This window comes from Aliiglaciecola sp. 2_MG-2023 (genome assembly GCF_030548145.1).
GTDB lineage: Bacteria > Pseudomonadota > Gammaproteobacteria > Enterobacterales > Alteromonadaceae > Aliiglaciecola > Aliiglaciecola lipolytica_A.
Genome location: NZ_JAUORY010000018.1, coordinates 1 through 18,710, shown reverse-complemented (window position 1 = coordinate 18,710; position 18,710 = coordinate 1). Strand labels below are relative to the sequence as shown.

Sequence of the window (18,710 nt, the reverse complement as noted above, 5' to 3'; positions counted from 1 at the left end):
GATTCAAAACTGGGCAAATTTGTCAGATTCTCAAAAACAAAATATTTTGAGTCGCCCAGCTCAGGCTGACAACGAAAAATTGACTAAAATTGTTAGTGATATTTTACAGCAGGTAAAAGAGCGCGGTGATGACGCTGTCCGAGAATTAACCGAGCAGTTTGATGGCATTCGATTAACGAAATTGCGTCTGAGCAATGAAAGCCTAATCAATGCCGCGAACGAGATCAGCGATAACGTGCGAACTGCCATCGATTTAGCATATGCAAATATCAAGGCGTTTCATCAAGCTCAGTTTCCTACTGATGTAAAAATAGAAACTCAGCCAGGCGTGCTGTGTGAGCTTAAACATTCAGCCATTGATTCGGTTGGTTTATATATTCCCGGTGGGAGCGCACCATTGCCATCAACAGTGCTTATGTTAGGCGCCACGGCTCAAGTTGCCGGTTGTGAACGCAAAGTGTTATGCACTCCTCCCGATGCGAAAGGCAATATTGCCGCAGAAATTCGCTATGCAGCACAACTGTGCGGCATTGATGAGATATATTTAATTGGTGGTGCCCAGGCGGTCGCAGCTATGGCATTTGGCACTGATTCTATCACTAAAGTGGATAAAATCTTCGGCCCCGGCAATAGTTTCGTTACCGAGGCTAAACAACAAATTAGTACTAAATCAGATGGTGCTGCTATTGATATGCCTGCCGGTCCTTCAGAAGTTTTAGTGATTGCAGATGAATCAGCGGACCCAAACTTTGTTGCCTCAGATTTACTTTCGCAAGCAGAACATGGTGCTGACTCGCAAGCGGTTTTGGTAAGCAATAGCCAAACATTGATAGAAGCGGTGCAATTAGCCGTAGAAAAACAATTGCAGCAGTTATCTCGCAAGGAAATTGCCGCAAAAGCGATGCAACATGGGCGATATATATTAACCTCTGACGTTAACGAATCAATTTTGGTCAGCAATCAATATGCACCTGAGCACTTAATTGTACAGGTCGAAAACGCTCGGGATTTATTACCGAAGCTAAAATATGCCGGTTCTATTTTTATCGGTAAGTGGTCTCCTGAATCTGCAGGCGATTACGCTAGTGGGACGAATCACGTATTACCCACTTACGGATACTCTAGAAATTACTCAAGCTTAGGTTTGGCAGATTTCATGCGTCGTTACACGGTTCAAGAACTCAGTTATCAAGGGCTTTCCAATATTGGTAATGCAATTATGGACCTTGCCGAAGCAGAGGGGCTTGATGCCCATAAACGTGCGGTTTCAATTCGTTTAAATGGAGATAGCGTATGAGCAATTTAGTCGAAAAGCTACTCTGCGATAACGTAAGAAGCTTGAAACCTTATGAATCTGCGCGCCGGTTATTTGCAGCAGGTTCGGGGGAAGTTCAACAAACGTGGCTAAATGCTAACGAATCCCCCTTTGCAAACAATTACGATGTCGATAGTGAACGCTTTAATCGATACCCAGATTGCCAACCCACCAGCGTTATTAATTCCTATGCAGCGTATTCAAAAGTGGCGGCAGAAAACACCTTGGTTAGCCGAGGTGCCGATGAGGGTATTGAATTGCTAATTAGAGCCTTCTGTACCCCTGCAAAAGACGCCATTTTAATTTGTCCTCCAACCTACGGTATGTATGCAATCAGCGCAGAAACATTTAATGTAGGCGTGCACAAAGCACCACTAAACGATGATTTTAGTTTGGACGTAGAAAGTATTTGCGCACACAAAGACAAAGTAAAATTAGTCTTTATTTGTTCACCTAACAACCCTACGGGGACGAGTGTTGATTCAGCACAATTACAGCAAGTTGTTGAACATTTTGCAGATTCAGCCTTAGTGGTGGTAGATGAAGCTTATATTGAATTTGATTGGCACAGCACTTGGGCAAACAAGCTAGCTACTTATCCAAACTTGGTAATCTTGCGAACGCTCTCAAAAGCCTTTGCGCTAGCCGGTATACGATGTGGCTTTACCTTAGCGGCTCCAGCGGTGATACAAGCATTGTTAAAAGTCATTGCCCCCTACCCGATTCCAGAACCTGTCGCGCAGATTGCTAAACAAGCGTTACAGACACCAGGTATCGACAGAATGAAGCTGCAGGTAAGTGAATTAAATGCGCAAAGAGCGTTACTTAAAGAACGTTTGATGAGCATTCCAAGCGTTGAATTAGTCGGCGACGATAAAGCGAATTTCATTTTGTTCCGATGCGAACAAAAACAAGAACTTATGCAGTATTTAGTTGATAATCACACTTTAATTCGTGACCAATCAAAACAAATAAATCTACAAAACTGTCTGCGCATAACCGTTGGCACAGCTGAGCAAAATCAACAGCTAATGGATTTAATCTTTTCATTTTTCAAAAAACAGGAATCGGCACAATGAGCGCCCTACCGATTTTATTTATAGACAGAGACGGCACATTAGTAGAAGAACCCCCTATTGATAAGCAACTCGATCGTTTAGACAAATTAGTTTTCGAGCCGAATGTAATACCTGTGCTGTTGAAACTACAACATGCTGGTTATCGTTTAGTCATGGTTTCAAATCAAGATGGTTTAGGAACTGATTCGTTCCCACAAGCAGATTTTGATGCTCCTCATAATATGATGATGGATATTTTTTCTTCACAAGGTGTGATTTTTGATGATGTGTTAATTTGTCCGCACTTTGAAGAGCAACAATGTAGTTGTCGCAAACCCAAACTTGGTTTAGTGAAAGACTATCTGCAGCAGGGTAAAGTCGATTTTAGTCGCTCTTTGGTCATTGGTGACCGACAAACTGATATTGGCTTAGCTGATAACATGGGTTTAAAATCTCAGTTGTATAACCGCGAATCAAATAATTGGTTGGCAATTGAAAAAAGTATTTTAAGCTCAAGCAGAACAGCGACTGTGACGCGAAATACATCGGAAACGCAAATTAGCGTATTTGTTGATTTAGATAGCACGGCCAAGTCTACTATCGATACCGGATTAGGCTTTTTTGATCATATGCTCGATCAAATATCGACTCACGGTGGTTTTGAATTACATTTATCAGTCAATGGCGATTTGCACATTGATGATCATCATAGTGTTGAAGATACGGCGTTAGCCTTAGGTGAAGCAATTAAAAAAGCGCTAGGCGACAAACGCGGCATCGGTCGTTTCGGTTTTGCGCTACCTATGGATGAATGTCGTGCTGAATGTATCATGGATATTTCTAATCGACCTCACTTGAAGTTTGAAGCCGAGTTCAGTCGCGATACAGTTGGTGAAATGGCAACTGAAATGGTGCCACATTTTTTCTATTCCATAGCCCAAGCAATGGGATTATCTCTGCATTTATCCACCACAGAAGGTAATGCTCATCATCAAGTAGAAAGCCTGTTTAAAGTGTTCGGGCGAGCATTGCGTCAAGCGATTACCAAACAAGGTGATATGCTACCCAGTAGTAAGGGAGCATTATAAGCATGTCAGTGGCAAGTTCTTCACAAAACACCGTTATTATTAATACTGGGTGTGCAAATATCTCTTCGGTAAAATTTGCACTGCAAAGGTTGACGCAAAATGTAACAGTATCGGATGATCCAGCTATTATCGGAGCTGCAGACAAACTTATTTTGCCTGGTGTTGGTAGTGCTAATGCGGCGATGGAAAGCATTGCAAACAAGCAACTAGCTAGTTGTATTCAATCTCTGACTCAACCTGTTTTGGGGGTTTGTTTAGGGATGCAATTAATGGTTACCGATTCCCAGGAAAAAGCCCATCAAAGCGACCTTGGAAATACCCCTTGCTTAAATTTAATACCTGGGCAAGTAAAACGCATGCAAGTAGGTGATTTACGCTTACCTCATATGGGTTGGAATACGGTGGACGCAGTTGAACAAAACTCAATATTTAAAGGAATTCCGCAAGGAACTTATTTTTATTTTGTACACAGCTTTGCGGTAGATGTTTACTCCCATACTTTGGCTGCTAGCCAATACGGAATGCCTTTTTCTGCGGCAATACATAGAGACAACTTCTATGGTGTGCAATTCCACCCAGAACGTTCTGGAGATGCCGGAGCTACCCTACTGGAGAACTTTTTAAACTTATGATTATTCCAGCAATAGATTTAATTGACGGTGCGGTTGTGCGTTTATATCAAGGCGATTACGATCAAAAAACCCAATACAAACTTGATCCTGTTGACGTTGTTCATAGCTACGCTGATCAAGGGGCAAAATGGTTACATATTGTCGATTTAACTGGCGCAAAAGATACAAGCAAACGTCAACTCGAATTAATCAAGCGTATGGTTGATACCCAACGTATGCAGTTTCAAGCCGGTGGTGGTATTCGTTCTGAAGCGGATGTTGCGCAACTGCTTGAAATTGGAGTTAAACGCATTGTAATTGGCTCATTAGCAGTTAAACAACCAGCAGTAGTTAAACAGTGGGTGACTAAATATGGACCAGAAGCCATTGTTTTAGCATTAGACGTCAATATCGATGAAAACGGCAATAAATTTATTGCCACCCACGGTTGGCAAGAAAGCTCTGGGGTTGCACTAGAAGGGTTGCTAGATGACTTTTTAAGTGTCGGAGCCAAACATGTGTTGTGCACTGACATCAGTCGAGACGGAACCCTACAAGGGGCCAATCACCAGTTATATACAGAAATGAAACAGCGTTTCCCAAATGTAATTTGGCAGGCTTCTGGTGGTATAGGTTCATTGGCAGACATTGAAGCATTAAAACCTAGTCATGTTGATGGTGTGATCTTAGGGCGAGCGCTTTTAGAAGGTAAGTTTACCCTTAAGGAGGCTATCCAATGTTGGCAAGGAGAATAATTCCCTGTTTAGATGTCCGAGATGGCAAAGTAGTCAAAGGTGTTAAGTTTCGCAATCACGAAATAATTGGTGACATAGTGCCATTAGCTGAGCAGTACGCACAGCAAGGTGCCGATGAGTTAGTATTTTATGATATTACCGCATCCAGTGACCAACGAGTTGTCGATAAAAGTTGGGTTAGCCGAATAGCACAAGTAATAGATATTCCGTTTTGCGTGGCTGGAGGCATCAAATCAGTAGAAGATGCGGGACGAATTTTAGAAATGGGAGCGGATAAAATATCTGTCAACTCCCCCGCTCTAGCCGATCCAGAATTGATCACACGATTACATGATACCTATGGTCAGCAATGTGTTGTTATCGGTATTGACAGTTACTTCAATGAACAAAGCCAACAATACGAAGTTTATCAATTTACCGGTGACGAAAAGCGCACGCAAAATACTGGACGCTTAACAGCAGACTGGGTAGAAGAAGTGCAACAACGCGGCGCAGGTGAAATTGTGCTTAACTGTATGAATCAAGATGGTGTTCGCCAAGGATATGATATCGCGCAATTAAGCCTTGTGCGTAAGGTCTGTAAAGTGCCATTAATTGCCTCTGGCGGTGCAGGTGAAAAACATCATTTTTACGACGTTTTCAAACAAGCCGATGTTGATGGTGCTTTAGCTGCCTCAGTTTTCCATAAAGGCATTATTCCAATTCCAGAATTAAAAGACTTTTTACGTGCACAAGGGGTGGTCATTCGCGAAGATTTTGTGCAAATGACACCCTAGCAGCGCAACTGAAAAAACAGAGAACTCGATGATTATCAATCAACAAACAATAGACCAGTTAAGCTGGGATAAAATGCAAGGTTTAATCCCATGCATTGTGCAAAACGCAGTAAGTGGCAAAGTATTAATGCAAGGTTATATGGACCAAGCGGCCGTGATGACAACTTTAGATAGTGGTCACGTCACATTTTTTAGTCGCTCAAAACAGCGCTTATGGACCAAGGGGGAAACTTCCGGCCATACTTTGGACTTAATAGAATTAACTGCTGATTGTGACAAAGATTCAATCCTCGCTTTGGTAACACCAAACGGGCCCACTTGTCATTTAGGTACAGAATCTTGCTGGGCATCCAGCGAAAGTGCAGACTTTACCTTCATTGCCGAACTTGAAACCATCTTGGCGGCAAGAAAAACAGCCGATCCCGAGTCCAGTTATACTGCGAGCTTGTACAACAAAGGCATTAAACGTATTGCCCAGAAAGTTGGCGAAGAAGGCGTTGAAACAGCCCTAGCTGCAACAGTCAAAGATTTGCAAGAATTGAAAAATGAATCCGCAGACTTACTCTATCATTTAATTGTTTTATTACATGCTTCGGATCTGTCATTGAGCGATGTGGTTGACATCTTGAAGTCTCGCCACAACAAAAAATAAGTATAGAGTATGGCTTGGCATCACATTGCCAAGCCAAACACAGCTTTATCTTTACATATCCCGCGTTTCTGCCGCCAAATCTCGCGTCTTTAAACTTCAAGTTATTTTATCTACTTGTTGTTAGAATAATCTCCTAACAGCTTTGAGTTTCATCCAAATGAAAGGACGACTAAATCATGCAAACTTCTCGTGCCACTTTGATATTTAGTGCTGCTTTAATCATTAGTAGCGCAATTTTAGGCTATTTCTTAGAGCAATCTGTTGAGCGCTTTCGAGCCTTCGAACGTACTATCACAGTAAAAGGCTTATCAGAACATGAAGTACCTGCCGACACTGCCATTTGGCCAATTCAGTATAGTGTGATCAGTGATGATCTAGCGGATTTGTACAAGCAACTCGAAATTCAACAAAGCATCGTTGAGCAGTTTTTATTAGAAAATAATTTTTCAGAAGAAGAGATAAGCGCATCAACTCCCACGATTAATGACAAAAAAGCGCAAAACTACGGAAGCTACAATCCCAATGATACTCGCTTTACTGCAAACCAAACATTCACTGTGTACAGTGAAAAGATTGACACCGTACTGCAAGCACAAACCAAGTTATTAGAGTTAGGTAAACGAGGCCTAGTGCTTAATGGCAATAGTTATGAAAACCAAACTCAGTTTTTGTATTCGGGATTAAATCAAATAAAGCCTAATATGATTGAGGATGCCACTCAAAAAGCCCGTGAAGTAGCCGAAAAATTTGCGGCTGACAGCAATAGCCAATTAGGAAAAATAAAGCAAGCCAGACAAGGTCAGTTTAGTATTTCCGATAGGGACAGTAATACACCACATATTAAACAAGTAAGGGTGGTTTCCACCATTGAGTATTACTTAATAGATTAATGCCAATTTAATTGTTTTCGTCAAATCTAATAAGGGGTATTCACGATGCGCACAATTGGTTTAATCGGCGGTATGAGCTGGGAATCAACTGTAAGTTATTACCAAGTGATTAATCGACAAGTAAAATTGCGTTTAGGTGGTTTTCATTCTGCAAAACTCATCCTGCACAGTGTTGATTTTGCACAAATTGAACGCTTACAACATCTGCAAAAGTGGCAAGAATTGGCTGAACTTCTAGCCGATGCAGCTCGTGGACTTGAACTGGCGGGGGCTGAATGTGTAGTGATTTGTACCAATACTATGCATAAAGTCGCTGATAAGGTTGAACAAGCGACAAAACTCCCGCTTATACATATTGCCGACGCAACGGCGAAAGAGTTGGTCTCAGACAAGATCCAAAAAGTAGGATTATTGGGTACACGCTTTACGATGGAACAAGATTTTTATCGCCAAAGAATACAAGACAAATTCGCAATCGAGGTATTAACCCCTGATCAATCAGATAGAGATTTTGTGCATCAAGTCATTTACGATGAACTATGCTTGGGGAAAATTAACTCATCGTCACGAAAAAACTACCTTAATATTATACAAAAGATGTATCAACAAGGTGCACAAGCAATTATTCTAGGTTGCACTGAGATTGCGCTTTTAATCAATCAAAATGATACTGACATTCCGCTCTACAACACCACGGATATTCATGCTTTAGCTGCTGTGGATTTTTCCTTAAATAATTAGCTTTTGCCATCTAACTAGTCACATTTAACTCGCTACTTTTACGACATAAATATTTACATACTAAGTTTGAACTATGAAATTCACGGTTATCTAATAAGACAATCAGTAGCATTACAACGGACTATCACTTAGGAATATGATGATGATAAAACAAAAGTTAGTGGGTGTATGTAAGCAGAATTGGGGATTCTTACTGTTTATTTTTCTCATGTTTGCATCACGAAGTAGTTTAGCCGATTGGTATCATGTGCCTTCTGGTTCGATGTTACCCACCATCGAAGTAGGTGATCGCATTTTAGTTAACAAAATGGCCTATCGCATAGAATTACCCTTTACAGATATCCCTTTAATTCAAACAGGCGCACCAGAACGAGGGGATATAGTAACTTTTAACTCGAAAGTTGCACAAGAAAGACTGGTAAAACGCATTGTAGGAATACCCGGAGATCATATTTCAATGGTCAATAACCAATTAATAATTAACGGCCGAATATTAGCCTATACAAGTCAACAACAACGGGATTTTTATCAAGAAGATCTATTGGGCAAAAAACATTTGGTGCAATTTGTAGCCGTTCCTCACAGTAAAGACAATTTTAACAATATTGAAATTCCAGTGGGGTACTATTTTGTGATGGGTGACAACCGTAATAACAGTGTTGACTCCCGTTATATTGGCTTAGTTAGTGAACAGGAATTACAAGGTAAAGCCACAAAAGTGATCGCCTCTTTTGATAAAGATAATTATTATCTACCCAAAACAAACAGAAATTTATTAAATTTAAATTAATATAAATCAATGAGTTATAAATTATTTTTATTTTTTTAAATTTTTTTCATTGAAAATCTATTCCTCCACCACATATTTATATTGTCGACGCCGAAAGGGTCGACAAATAAAAACGCCGCCGAATACTCGGGGCACAATTTGAAAATTTAAACATATTGCTTAATAGCGAGGATATGACTATGCGTAACATCGACTTATCACCACTTTATCGTTCTTTTATTGGTTTTGATCACTTAGCATCTATGATTGATGCCGCTTCACAAAGTGAAAAACAAACAACCTACCCTCCATACAATATCGAGTTGTTAGAAGAAGACAAGTATCGAATTACTATGGCAGTGGCAGGATTTTCCCAAGAAAATATAACCATTGAGACTCAGGAAAATACCTTGAAAGTCTCTGGTACGCTGCCAGGAAAAGAAAGCGATCGTAAGTTCCTTCACAAAGGTATTTCCGAGCGAAATTTCGAAAGAAAATTTCAACTTGGAGATCACGTGAAAGTATTAACAGCGGATATGCAAAATGGTCTGCTGCATATAGAACTCGAACGCGTGATTCCTGAAGCGAAAAAGCCTAGAAAAATTGAAATAGGTAGCAAAACTAACAACTATATAGAAAATAAACCTGAATAGTTAGTTACTATTGATAATTTAAAACGGCGTCCTCGGACGCCGTTTTTTGTGTTCTTCACCAATAAAAACCTGATGACTTTTGTATCAATTAATATAACGCCAGGATATTCAGTACTGACGCACCAACAAGTGATGCAAACGTCATTAACATGCCCCACAACCGTTGCCAACTAACGCCAGTGTGATGACGCAATCCGTAGGCATGAATTATTCGACCTAGTAATAATAATGAACCTATTGCATGAAGAATAAGATGATTACCTTGATTAAGCTCTGCCACCAACAACAAAACAAGTATTAAAGGTACATATTCAGCAAAGTTACCATGTGCTCTGATGATACCTAGGAAATGGCTATCACCACCATCACCTAAACTTACTTTGCGACCTCGCCGCTGTTTTATTACTAAGATAGAAAGATAAAAGAAAGTTATCCCTAAAAGACCAGCGTAAAAAGCTGTTATCGGTGTGCTCATATCGCATCCTAAATTAAAAAGCCCACAATATTGTGGGCTTTAGTCTAAACTATTTGCATAGAGTTTCCAGTGCGGGATTACCCTAACTTTTCAGCTAACTGGCTACTTACAGTTTCAACTGCTTGGGTACCATCGATTTTAATGTATTCACAGTTGCCCGCCCGGGCTTCAGTTGAATAATAATCAATTAACGGCTTAGTCTGTTCATGATAAACAGTCAAACGTTTACGTACAGTTTGCTCTTCATCATCAGGTCGTATAACGAGTTCTTCCCCCGTCACATCGTCCTTACCTTCGGTTTTTGGCGGATTATATGAAACATGATAAACACGGCCTGAACCAGGGTGAACACGTCGACCAGCCATTCTTTCGACGATTACATCATCAGCTACATCAAATTCGATACAAAAATCGACTTTAATACCTGCTTGCTTCATGGCATCGGCTTGCGGAATAGTGCGAGGAAAGCCGTCCAATAAAAAGCCGCGTTCGCAATCCGGTTGGGTAATACGTTCCTTTACTAACCCTATTATCAGTTCATCGGAAACAAGTTTCCCTTCATCCATGACTTTTTTTGCAGCAAGACCAAGCTCGGTACCTGCTTTTATAGCTGCTCTGAGCATATCGCCTGTAGAGATCTGTGGAATCCCATACTTACCCATTAGAAACTGGGCTTGTGTGCCTTTGCCAGCACCAGGCGCGCCTAGTAGAATAATGCGCATGCCGTGTCCTCTCATAGTTAAAATTCAATCCAACCGCAACTTTACACATTCATTTGCTGGTATACAAGAATATCAAAGCAGACTCCCCCTAAAGTCTTATAAAAATTAGATATAAGTATGTAAATTTTTCAATTGCTTCTAGTTCCGGGAGCTAAATGGTTGAATTTTAACCTTTTGCTTCAATTAGTTTGAGCCAATGCGGCAATACACCAATTTGCGCAATAGTCAGTTTAATACAAACGAGGATTGGCACTGCTAGTAACACGCCTAGGATCCCCCATAACCACCCCAACATCAGTAACCATAGAATAATAACCAAGGGATTTACTTGCATATTACGTCCTAAAATCGCCGGAGTAATAAATTGTGACTCAACAATATTCAAAATTAAAAACACAGCACTTGGCATTAAAGCGATTAACTCAAAGCCAAATTGCACGGTACCAGCCAAGCACAAAATAATCAGACTGATGAGAGAGCCTACATAAGGTACAAAATTGAGCAAAGCCACTAAGGAGCCCCACAGCAATGCATCTTGAACGCCTAAAAAATGTAGGATAGCGGCGGTAGATAATCCTAACGCAGAGTTGATGATACTAATCGTCACTATATACTTCGATAACGTTTGTTGAATTTTAGTCACTAGAAACACGGTTCGTTTTTTGTTTTTAACAATTGGGAAATCTTCTATAAAAACGGTAAACAAAGACGGTCCAAAAATGAGTAAAAATAAAATCAATATAAGACTTGCCAGAAGCTGACCGATAAACGTTGGTGTCGCTCCTAAAACAGACAGCAACATCTCAATGCTGCCTTGTTTAATATGTTCTTTAACTACATTTTGTTCAGGGTTTGGAGTGGGTTCGGGTGTTTCTTCTTCAAACCAGCCAAAAAAACTAAAACCACTCTTTTCGTTATTTTCATCGACTTGTTTTTTAGCAAGGGTTTCGTGTTTTGAAAACGCTTCACTCATACTGTCAATTTGTTCACTCAATTGAACAGAAAGCTTTGGAACTAACTGTGCCCATTTTTGTGCAGGTTCAGCAAGTTGCGCTCCTAAAAAGCTAAAAGGAGCCACTAACATCACTAGCAGCACAACTGCAGAGATGGGACGCGGAATATGTACTTTTTTAAACAGAGTGACCAAAGGACTCAACAATAACGCTGTTAACACTGTAAAAACCAAAGGGATCAATAAAGATTGCGCAAAATATAGCGTATAAAATACGGCTAATATTAACAGCCAATGCAACGATTTCACCGCCGTTGGTGTTGTTAAATTTGTGCCACCATCAGGAGCTTGTTGACTACTAGTAATATTGTCAGACACTGTTCAACCTTGGTTATTTTTATTTGTCACTTAGAATAGTGCGGCGAATAGAATTTTACCATCTATTCATTGGCAACTAATCCCGTGTAATACCTTTCTAATCCTTCAAACATAAAAAATCCGATGAGAAACTCTCACCGGATTTTTCAAACGCTTACTATTCTAGAAAACCAAGCAAACGCATTTAGCTTGCTTGCACTTTATCTAAAATTTACTTGGCTAGATCAATCAATAGCTTATTCAAGTTTTGGACAAAACTCGCAGGGTCTTTAAGACTTCCCTGCTCTGACAACGCAGCTTGATCGTATAACACATCAACCCATTGCCCAAACTGACCTTCATCCTGTAAATCAGCAAGTAATTTCACCAATTGATGCTCGGGATTCAATTCAAAATGATATTTTGCTTCAGGTGCAGGTTGTCCCGCAGCCTGCATCAGTTTAATCATTTGCGTAGACATACCCTGCTCATCAGTTACGATACAAGCAGGCGAATCAGTTAGTCGATGAGTAAATTTAACGTCAACGACTTTATCGCCTAGAGCAGTTTTCACGCGTTCTAATACGCCTTCAACTTCTTTTTCAGCTTGCTCTTGTTCTTTTTTGCTTTCTTCATCTTCTAAATCACCAAGATCAAGTGCACCACGTGCTACAGACTGGAATGATTTTTCATTGAATTCAGTTAAATGAGACATCAACCATTCATCAATGCGATCACCCATTAACAGTACTTCAATTCCTTTTTTACGGAAAATCTCTAAGTGTGGGCTAGATTTAGCTGCTTGGTAACTATCTGCAGTAATGAAGTATATTTTTTCCTGACCTTCTTTCATGCGGCCAATATAGTCTTCCAATGATACTGTTTGCGCATCACTGTCATTGTGAGTTGATGCAAAGCGCAGCAAACCAGCAATTTTTTCTTTGTTTGCATGATCTTCTGCAGGGCCTTCTTTTAAGACACTACCAAACTCTTTCCAGAATAACTGATATTTTTCAGCATCATTTTTAGCCAGACGCTCAAGCATTTGCAGAACGCGTTTTGTACAACCTTGACGAATTGCCTGAGTTATTTTGTTATCTTGCAGAATTTCACGAGAAACATTTAGAGGTAAATCGTTTGAATCTAACAAGCCTTTAACGAAACGCAGGTAAACTGGCATAAACTGTTCTGCGTCATCCATAATGAATACACGTTGAACATATAATTTTAAGCCATGATTCTGATCGCGGTTCCACATATCAAACGGCGCTTTTGAAGGAATATACAGTAAACTGGTGTATTCAGTTTTACCTTCAACTTTGTTGTGGGAATGCAGCAAAGGATCGGTGAAATCGTGAGAAACATGTTTATAGAACTCGTTATATTCTTCATCACTTATTTCTGACTTATCTCGAGTCCACAGTGCGCTGGCTTTATTGACGGCTTCCCATTCTCCAGGTTGAGCAGGAATTTTTTCGCCATCAGGGCCTTCAGACTCTGCAACTTCTTCTTTCCACATTTTAACTGGAATACCAATGTGTTCAGAGTACTTAGTAACGATTGAGCGTAGTCGCCAGTCATCCGCATACTCTTTTTCTTCATCGCGCAAATGCAGAATGATTTCCGTCCCGCGATCTGCCTTTTCGATATCTTTAACAGTAAATTCGCCTTCACCGGCAGATTGCCATTCAACACCTTTATCTGCACTGTCACCTGCCGCACGGCTGCGTACAATGACGTTATCAGCAACGATAAAAGCAGAATAGAAACCAACTCCGAATTGACCAATTAGCTGCGAGTCTTTTGACTGGTCTCCAGATAAATTATTAAAGAACTCTTTGGTACCAGATTTGGCGATTGTACCAAGATGTTCAATAACGTCTTCTTTGTTCATTCCAATTCCATTGTCTGAAATTGTAATGGTTCCGGCTTCTTTATCTGCACTGAGCTTAACGCAAAGATCACTGTCATTTTCATATAATGAAGGATCAGAAAGCACTTTAAATCTCAATTTATCTGCAGCATCAGCAGCATTTGAAACCAATTCACGAAGGAATATTTCTTTGTTGGAATAAAGTGAATGAATCATCAATTGAAGTAATTGCTTTACTTCAGTTTGAAAACCATGAGTTTCTTGGTGAGCTGTTTCAGCCATAAACAAATTTCTCCTATAAACCGTTTTGCTTCTAGGCTTAGGAGATAAGGTCGTTTACTTTCTTTTCAAGCAAACAAAACAATTTATTATCAATAATTATTAAAAAATTAGAACGAAGATTTAAAAATTGGATGCTATTTGCGCAATTAAAGTAAACTGTTCAAACGCGGGTGGTGTTAAGTAAAGTGATTAATTTAAATAACTCTTCTGCCGGTAAATGCGTGCATCAAAGTATTACCGTCTACATACTCAAGTTCTCCGCCTACAGGCATTCCATGCGCCAACCGTGTGGCAGAAATTTCATTGGATTTGCACATTTGAGCGATAAAGTGAGCTGTAGCCTCACCTTCCACTGTAGGGTTTGTGGCTAAAATAACCTCTTTAAATTTGTCTGATTTGAGTAAAACTTCAAGCTCATTCAAGCCAATTTCATTAGGTCCAATTCCATCAATAGGTGACAAATGCCCCATTAAAACAAAATAGCGTCCTTTAAACTCTGAGGTTTGCTCAACAGCAAGTACGTCTTGCGGAGACTCAACAATACACAGTTGTCCAGACTCTTCTCGAGCAGGATCACTGCAAATTGAACACAAGCTAGCTTCTGTAAAGGTTCGACAAGACTGACAGTGTTGGATGTGCTCCATCGCATTATGCAGTACTTGACTCAGTTGCAAAGCCCCTTCTCTATTACGCTCTAACAAATGAAACGCCATACGCTGAGCACTCTTCTTACCTACGCCGGGTAAGTGAGTTAATGCGCCTATCAGTTCAGTAATGAGGGGGCTATATTGCATCTATTTCTTCTTAAAACGGCATCTTGAAGCCAGGAGGTAGGGGCATTCCCCCTGTTACATCACCCATTTTCTCTTTAGTTGTTTCTTGAACACGACGTACAGCATCATTAATCGCAGCGGCAACAAGATCTTCAATCATCTCTTTATCGTCTTCCATTAAAGATGGATCGATATCTACTCGTCTGACATTATGATTACAAGTCATGGTAACTTTAACTAGGCCAGCACCAGATTCTCCGGTGACTTCAATTGTCGCTAATTCTTCCTGTGATTTTTGCATGCGCTCTTGCATTTGCTGCGCTTGCTTCATGATATTACCCATACCACCTTTAAACATAACACTCTCTCTTTATTGGTAAATTAAATTAGCGAGGCTTGATACTAGACTCTATCACCTGCGCAGAAAATATATTTTTAATCCTATTTATTTCAGGATTCGTTTCAGCAACATTTTTTGCATGCTGCATTCTTACCTGATTAATGGTTTGCTGCACTGCAAATGGTGTACTTATTGGCTGACAATGCTCAATACGTAATTCAATTTGTTGCTGAAAAAGTTCACTTAAAGCCTGTTGTAACTGACTTCTAGCTGTAACAGTATCTAAATGTAGTTTCGAATCTAACAACTTCAAGGTCACAAGGTTATCATTTTTTTCATAAGACGAGTGCAGCGCTAATTGCTTAGTTAACGCGGTGACCTGCATTTGTTCGATTAATTGACTCCAAGTATCTAACTGACTGGAATGTATTACCTTTTCGCCATTTTCTAGAAATGCTGGCACGTCAAAATCCACATTCACTTCTACAGGTTCATTAAGATGAGCCATTGGATCGAACTCTTCTTGTATTTCCTCGTCATTTACAGCGACTTGCTCAGAGTCTGTAATACTTTGTGAATTTGCTGCAGTTTCAGGTAGCCAGGGTGGAGTATCCTGATTGTGTTGTTGTTCAGCATAATCACTATCAATACTAGCTTGTGATTTTGCATCTTCGTCTGCTAAAACGTCAGGGCTAACCGCCTGTTCGGATAAATCAATATGGCTATCAGAATCAGATTCTATTGGAATAATTTCGTTGCTAGGGTTAAATTGCGTCTCTGAGTTTTCAGAATCTGTAAATTGTGTACCAATCTGTTTTTGAGCATCTATTTCTTGTTCTGAAATATCTTGGCTTTTTTCAATGACTGCAGAGTCTTCAATTATATTATTTGACTGAGGCTTGAAGCGCGAAGGTAGAAAGTCATCTGTAGACTTTACTTCCTTTTTCTCTTCTTCATCCGAAGCCACTTCTAACTTAGAAAGTCTATCTTTTAGAGCAATCAGACTTTCAGTTGCTGATAACGAATTAGCCTGAACACTAATATCATTGTGGCTTAGTTCAGATGGCGAAATCTGTTGCTCCGCCGTAGGTAAATTATTAACTTCATTTGTATCTGAATTTTGAACAGTGTTGTCTGCATGGAAATCAGCTAAATTGCTCTGCTGTTCAAAATATTCCTGATGGTAAACATCGGAATTTTCGTAATTTTGTTGGTTCTCATGGTTCTTCTGAAAATCTATATCTACAGGATTTTGAGCAACATTATCAACCTGAGTTGCTTGGATTTCCTGATGTAAATCATTTGCATTTGAACGTTCAGAACCTCTTGCTTGGGTTCCCACTAAGGAATTAGCTTGACGGATAATATCACTTTGTTGTTCAACAAGAGTTTGTTCTATTTCGTTTCCATTAAACTCAGCTTTTTCAACCGTTTTTTTTTCTCCAGTATCACTATGAATGGGAATCGATGATGTACTGGCTTTTGTGGTCAAACTGTTAGTTTCATCAATCGTCAAAGAAATCGGCGAAGGGTTGAATGCTAACATACGTAAAAGCGTCATTTCTAAACCTATGCGAGCATCTGCAGCATGGCTTATGTCTTTTTTGCCCTGCAAGGCAATTTGATACGCTAATTGAACTTGCTCAGGCGGCATCATTTTAGCTAATTGGTATACAGCCCGTGCTGCTACGGTTTCGAGCTTACAAGCTTCTGGTACGAATTGAGTCAGAGCAACTTGATGTAGCAAACTCATTAGCTCTGATAACACCTGTTCATAATTTACTGATTGTTGCGACATTGTTTCTATTTGCGCCATGACTTGTGCCGGCTCATTACTAAAAACAGTATGCAGTAGTTTGATTATTTGGCCTTTATCCATTAGGCCTAGCATATCGGTAACTATGACATTTGATACTTTGCCATCACCTTGAGCGATGGCTTGATCTGTCAAACTTAAAGCATCTCTCATGCTTCCTTGCGCAGCTCGAGCCAATTGCGATAATGCCTGAGGCTCGCTAAAGATATTCTCTTCTTTAAGTATATAACTTAACTGCTGAGTAATTTGATCCCGTGATAACGCTTTTAAATTGAACTGTAAACAACGAGACAGTATGGTCACAGGTAATTTTTGTGGATCGGTGGTTGCGAGCAAAAACTTCACATGTGGAGGCGGCTCTTCAAGGGTTTTTAAAAGTGCATTGAAGCTATGTTTAGACAACATATGCACTTCATCTATTAAATAAACCTTAAACTGTCCACGTGTTGGTTTGTATTGAACATTGTCGAGAAGCTCGCGCGTATCTTCAACTTTTGTTCTTGATGCTGCATCAATTTCCAACAGATCAACAAAACTGCCATTTTCAATATCCAAGCAAGTATGACACTTACCACAAGGATTAGCGCTTAAACCAGTTTCACAATTCAAGCTTTTAGAAAATATTCGTGCAATTGTTGTTTTACCAACTCCTCGCGTCCCCGTAAACAGGTAAGCGTGATGCAGTCTATTATTATCTAATGCGTTTGAGATCGCTGTAACAACGTGCTCTTGGCCAACCAATTCAGAAAATCGATTAGGACGCCATTTACGAGCAAGTACCTGATAAGCCATTAGACGTTATTCACCATCAAAATCGCATAAAGCATGACATTGAACGCCATGCTCATTTAGTTTAGCTTCGCCACCCAAGTCAGGAAGAGAAATGATAAAGCCAGCATGTTCAACTATTCCACCAAGTTTTCTAATCAAATTGGCAGTAGCAACCATAGTCCCGCCTGTAGCGAGCAGATCATCTATCATCAATACTTTTTCACCAGGCTTAATTGCATCAGAATGAATTTCTAACGTATCCATCCCATATTCCAGTTCGTATGATTCAGAAATGGTTTCCCGAGGTAACTTATTCGGCTTACGAACCGGAATAAAGCCTATCCCCATTTCTATTGCTAGAGGCGCGCCAAACAAGAACCCTCTAGCTTCAGTTCCAGCAATTTTATCAAATTTTAGTGGTGCAAACTTTTCTAGTAGTAAAGCAATACTGCTTGAAAAAGCGGTATGGTCTTCCAATACTGAGGTAACATCACGGAACAAAATTCCTGGTTTTGGATAATCAGGGACGGTTTTAACGATTGATTTTATATATTCAGCTGACACAGACTTCCTCTTAGTGGCTCGCTTAATTATTGGGGTTAAAGGTAAAACGTTAGCCAACCAGCGATAGCAGGTAAAAGAGGAAGTGCCAATAAGACAACAAGGGCCACTAATAAATATGTCCAGCTAAAAGGGTCTTTTTCAAAACTATGATCTTGCATTTTAAAACTCCAATAAATCCTATTTTAGAAGCGCCAAATAGTAATGCAAACAAGCTAAAATTAATAGGCTTAATCAGCTTTGATCGACAATTGTTACCTTTAAAGTAAGCTGCCAGTTAATATTCTCATCACTTATTAGAAATAGTATGAACAATTTTTAAACATAGATGGAAAAACAGATTACTTTAAGCCAATGGTAGCGTTAAATTTAGATTCCACGGGCTGAAGCCCGTGCTACGGGGTTGTACATGCATTTTCTCTCACATGGGGGTGAAGGAGGCTGTTCTTAGTTGCGCAGCAACGTTAGCCGACTGAACGA

Annotated in this window: 20 protein-coding genes; 11 read left to right on the top strand and 9 right to left on the bottom strand. The window is 39.9% G+C overall.

Annotated features, from left to right (window positions below; translation table 11 throughout):
• Position 1: 1 nt before the first annotated feature.
• The 11 genes from hisD (at position 2) to Q4567_RS16125 (ending at position 9,308) form a co-directional block, all read left to right on the top strand.
• Positions 2–1,297, top strand: a complete 1,296-nt coding sequence (hisD, locus tag Q4567_RS16175) for a histidinol dehydrogenase (RefSeq protein ID WP_303501143.1) — start codon at positions 2–4, stop codon at positions 1,295–1,297.
• Complete coding sequence (gene hisC / locus Q4567_RS16170; protein WP_303501079.1) at positions 1,294–2,394, top strand: histidinol-phosphate transaminase; 1,101 nt, start codon at positions 1,294–1,296, stop codon at positions 2,392–2,394. Before hisD ends, hisC begins: the two co-directional genes overlap by 4 nt.
• Positions 2,391–3,461: a bifunctional histidinol-phosphatase/imidazoleglycerol-phosphate dehydratase HisB gene (hisB, locus tag Q4567_RS16165; RefSeq protein ID WP_303501078.1), complete on the top strand. Its 1,071-nt coding sequence runs from the start codon at positions 2,391–2,393 to the stop codon at positions 3,459–3,461. Before hisC ends, hisB begins: the two co-directional genes overlap by 4 nt.
• Positions 3,462–3,463: 2 nt before the next feature.
• Positions 3,464–4,093 (top strand): imidazole glycerol phosphate synthase subunit HisH, encoded by a 630-nt coding sequence (hisH, locus tag Q4567_RS16160; protein ID WP_216047331.1) that lies wholly within the window; start codon positions 3,464–3,466, stop codon positions 4,091–4,093.
• A complete protein-coding gene (gene hisA, locus Q4567_RS16155; RefSeq protein WP_303501076.1) occupies positions 4,090–4,827 on the top strand; it encodes a 1-(5-phosphoribosyl)-5-[(5-phosphoribosylamino)methylideneamino]imidazole-4-carboxamide isomerase in 738 nt (245 codons plus the stop codon). Before hisH ends, hisA begins: the two co-directional genes overlap by 4 nt.
• Positions 4,809–5,603, top strand: a complete 795-nt coding sequence (gene hisF / locus Q4567_RS16150; RefSeq protein ID WP_216047333.1) for an imidazole glycerol phosphate synthase subunit HisF — start codon at positions 4,809–4,811, stop codon at positions 5,601–5,603. Before hisA ends, hisF begins: the two co-directional genes overlap by 19 nt.
• A gap of 28 nt (positions 5,604–5,631) precedes the next feature.
• Positions 5,632–6,255, top strand: a complete 624-nt coding sequence (gene hisIE, locus Q4567_RS16145) for a bifunctional phosphoribosyl-AMP cyclohydrolase/phosphoribosyl-ATP diphosphatase HisIE (RefSeq protein WP_216047334.1) — start codon at positions 5,632–5,634, stop codon at positions 6,253–6,255.
• Positions 6,256–6,431: 176 nt separating this feature from the next.
• Entirely contained in the window at positions 6,432–7,145 is a 714-nt protein-coding gene (locus Q4567_RS16140) for an SIMPL domain-containing protein (protein WP_216047335.1), read from the top strand.
• A gap of 45 nt (positions 7,146–7,190) precedes the next feature.
• Positions 7,191–7,886 (top strand): aspartate/glutamate racemase family protein, encoded by a 696-nt coding sequence (locus tag Q4567_RS16135; RefSeq protein ID WP_303501073.1) that lies wholly within the window; start codon positions 7,191–7,193, stop codon positions 7,884–7,886.
• A gap of 142 nt (positions 7,887–8,028) precedes the next feature.
• Positions 8,029–8,676: a signal peptidase I gene (lepB, locus tag Q4567_RS16130; protein WP_216047337.1), complete on the top strand. Its 648-nt coding sequence runs from the start codon at positions 8,029–8,031 to the stop codon at positions 8,674–8,676.
• Between the two features lie 179 nt (positions 8,677–8,855).
• Positions 8,856–9,308 (top strand): Hsp20 family protein, encoded by a 453-nt coding sequence (locus tag Q4567_RS16125; RefSeq protein WP_216047338.1) that lies wholly within the window; start codon positions 8,856–8,858, stop codon positions 9,306–9,308.
• Positions 9,309–9,396: 88 nt separating this feature from the next.
• Here the strand turns inward: Q4567_RS16125 and Q4567_RS16120 are convergent, their stop codons facing one another.
• The 9 genes from Q4567_RS16120 to Q4567_RS16080 all read right to left on the bottom strand — a co-directional run bounded on the left by Q4567_RS16120 (position 9,397) and on the right by Q4567_RS16080 (position 18,391).
• Positions 9,397–9,783 (bottom strand): MAPEG family protein, encoded by a 387-nt coding sequence (locus Q4567_RS16120; RefSeq protein WP_303501072.1) that lies wholly within the window; start codon positions 9,781–9,783, stop codon positions 9,397–9,399.
• Between the two features lie 77 nt (positions 9,784–9,860).
• Positions 9,861–10,505 carry an adenylate kinase gene (gene adk, locus Q4567_RS16115; protein WP_303501069.1) on the bottom strand — a complete coding sequence of 215 codons (645 nt, stop codon included), beginning with the start codon at positions 10,503–10,505 and terminating at the stop codon, positions 9,861–9,863.
• 166 nt (positions 10,506–10,671) lie between these two features.
• Positions 10,672–11,835, bottom strand: coding sequence for an AI-2E family transporter (locus Q4567_RS16110; protein ID WP_354667864.1), 1,164 nt, complete (start codon positions 11,833–11,835; stop codon positions 10,672–10,674).
• A gap of 211 nt (positions 11,836–12,046) precedes the next feature.
• Entirely contained in the window at positions 12,047–13,969 is a 1,923-nt protein-coding gene (gene htpG / locus Q4567_RS16105; protein ID WP_216047341.1) for a molecular chaperone HtpG, read from the bottom strand.
• A 194-nt stretch (positions 13,970–14,163) separates the two neighbouring features.
• Complete coding sequence (gene recR, locus Q4567_RS16100; RefSeq protein WP_216047342.1) at positions 14,164–14,763, bottom strand: recombination mediator RecR; 600 nt, start codon at positions 14,761–14,763, stop codon at positions 14,164–14,166.
• Between the two features lie 10 nt (positions 14,764–14,773).
• A complete protein-coding gene (locus Q4567_RS16095) occupies positions 14,774–15,100 on the bottom strand; it encodes a YbaB/EbfC family nucleoid-associated protein (protein WP_216047343.1) in 327 nt (108 codons plus the stop codon).
• Between the two features lie 28 nt (positions 15,101–15,128).
• Positions 15,129–17,690, bottom strand: a complete 2,562-nt coding sequence (gene dnaX, locus Q4567_RS16090; protein ID WP_216047344.1) for a DNA polymerase III subunit gamma/tau — start codon at positions 17,688–17,690, stop codon at positions 15,129–15,131.
• Positions 17,691–17,696: 6 nt separating this feature from the next.
• Positions 17,697–18,233, bottom strand: coding sequence for an adenine phosphoribosyltransferase (gene apt / locus Q4567_RS16085; protein ID WP_216047345.1), 537 nt, complete (start codon positions 18,231–18,233; stop codon positions 17,697–17,699).
• Positions 18,234–18,268: 35 nt separating this feature from the next.
• On the bottom strand, positions 18,269–18,391 hold the full coding sequence (locus Q4567_RS16080; protein WP_289847863.1) for a hypothetical protein: 123 nt from the start codon (positions 18,389–18,391) through the stop codon (positions 18,269–18,271).
• Positions 18,392–18,710 lie beyond the last annotated feature (319 nt).

Coding starts and splice junctions, on each gene's coding strand:
- Q4567_RS16140 (WP_216047335.1), top strand. CDS start 6,432: ATGCAAACTTCTCGTGCCACTTTGATATTTAGTGCTGCTTTAATCATT.
- hisA (WP_303501076.1), top strand. CDS start 4,090: ATGATTATTCCAGCAATAGATTTAATTGACGGTGCGGTTGTGCGTTTA.
- hisF (WP_216047333.1), top strand. CDS start 4,809: ATGTTGGCAAGGAGAATAATTCCCTGTTTAGATGTCCGAGATGGCAAA.
- hisH (WP_216047331.1), top strand. CDS start 3,464: ATGTCAGTGGCAAGTTCTTCACAAAACACCGTTATTATTAATACTGGG.
- Q4567_RS16125 (WP_216047338.1), top strand. CDS start 8,856: ATGCGTAACATCGACTTATCACCACTTTATCGTTCTTTTATTGGTTTT.
- hisIE (WP_216047334.1), top strand. CDS start 5,632: ATGATTATCAATCAACAAACAATAGACCAGTTAAGCTGGGATAAAATG.
- Q4567_RS16095 (WP_216047343.1), bottom strand. CDS start 15,100: ATGTTTAAAGGTGGTATGGGTAATATCATGAAGCAAGCGCAGCAAATG.
- Q4567_RS16135 (WP_303501073.1), top strand. CDS start 7,191: ATGCGCACAATTGGTTTAATCGGCGGTATGAGCTGGGAATCAACTGTA.
- Q4567_RS16080 (WP_289847863.1), bottom strand. CDS start 18,391: ATGCAAGATCATAGTTTTGAAAAAGACCCTTTTAGCTGGACATATTTA.
- dnaX (WP_216047344.1), bottom strand. CDS start 17,690: ATGGCTTATCAGGTACTTGCTCGTAAATGGCGTCCTAATCGATTTTCT.
- recR (WP_216047342.1), bottom strand. CDS start 14,763: ATGCAATATAGCCCCCTCATTACTGAACTGATAGGCGCATTAACTCAC.
- lepB (WP_216047337.1), top strand. CDS start 8,029: ATGATAAAACAAAAGTTAGTGGGTGTATGTAAGCAGAATTGGGGATTC.
- htpG (WP_216047341.1), bottom strand. CDS start 13,969: ATGGCTGAAACAGCTCACCAAGAAACTCATGGTTTTCAAACTGAAGTA.
- Q4567_RS16120 (WP_303501072.1), bottom strand. CDS start 9,783: ATGAGCACACCGATAACAGCTTTTTACGCTGGTCTTTTAGGGATAACT.
- hisB (WP_303501078.1), top strand. CDS start 2,391: ATGAGCGCCCTACCGATTTTATTTATAGACAGAGACGGCACATTAGTA.
- adk (WP_303501069.1), bottom strand. CDS start 10,505: ATGCGCATTATTCTACTAGGCGCGCCTGGTGCTGGCAAAGGCACACAA.
- hisC (WP_303501079.1), top strand. CDS start 1,294: ATGAGCAATTTAGTCGAAAAGCTACTCTGCGATAACGTAAGAAGCTTG.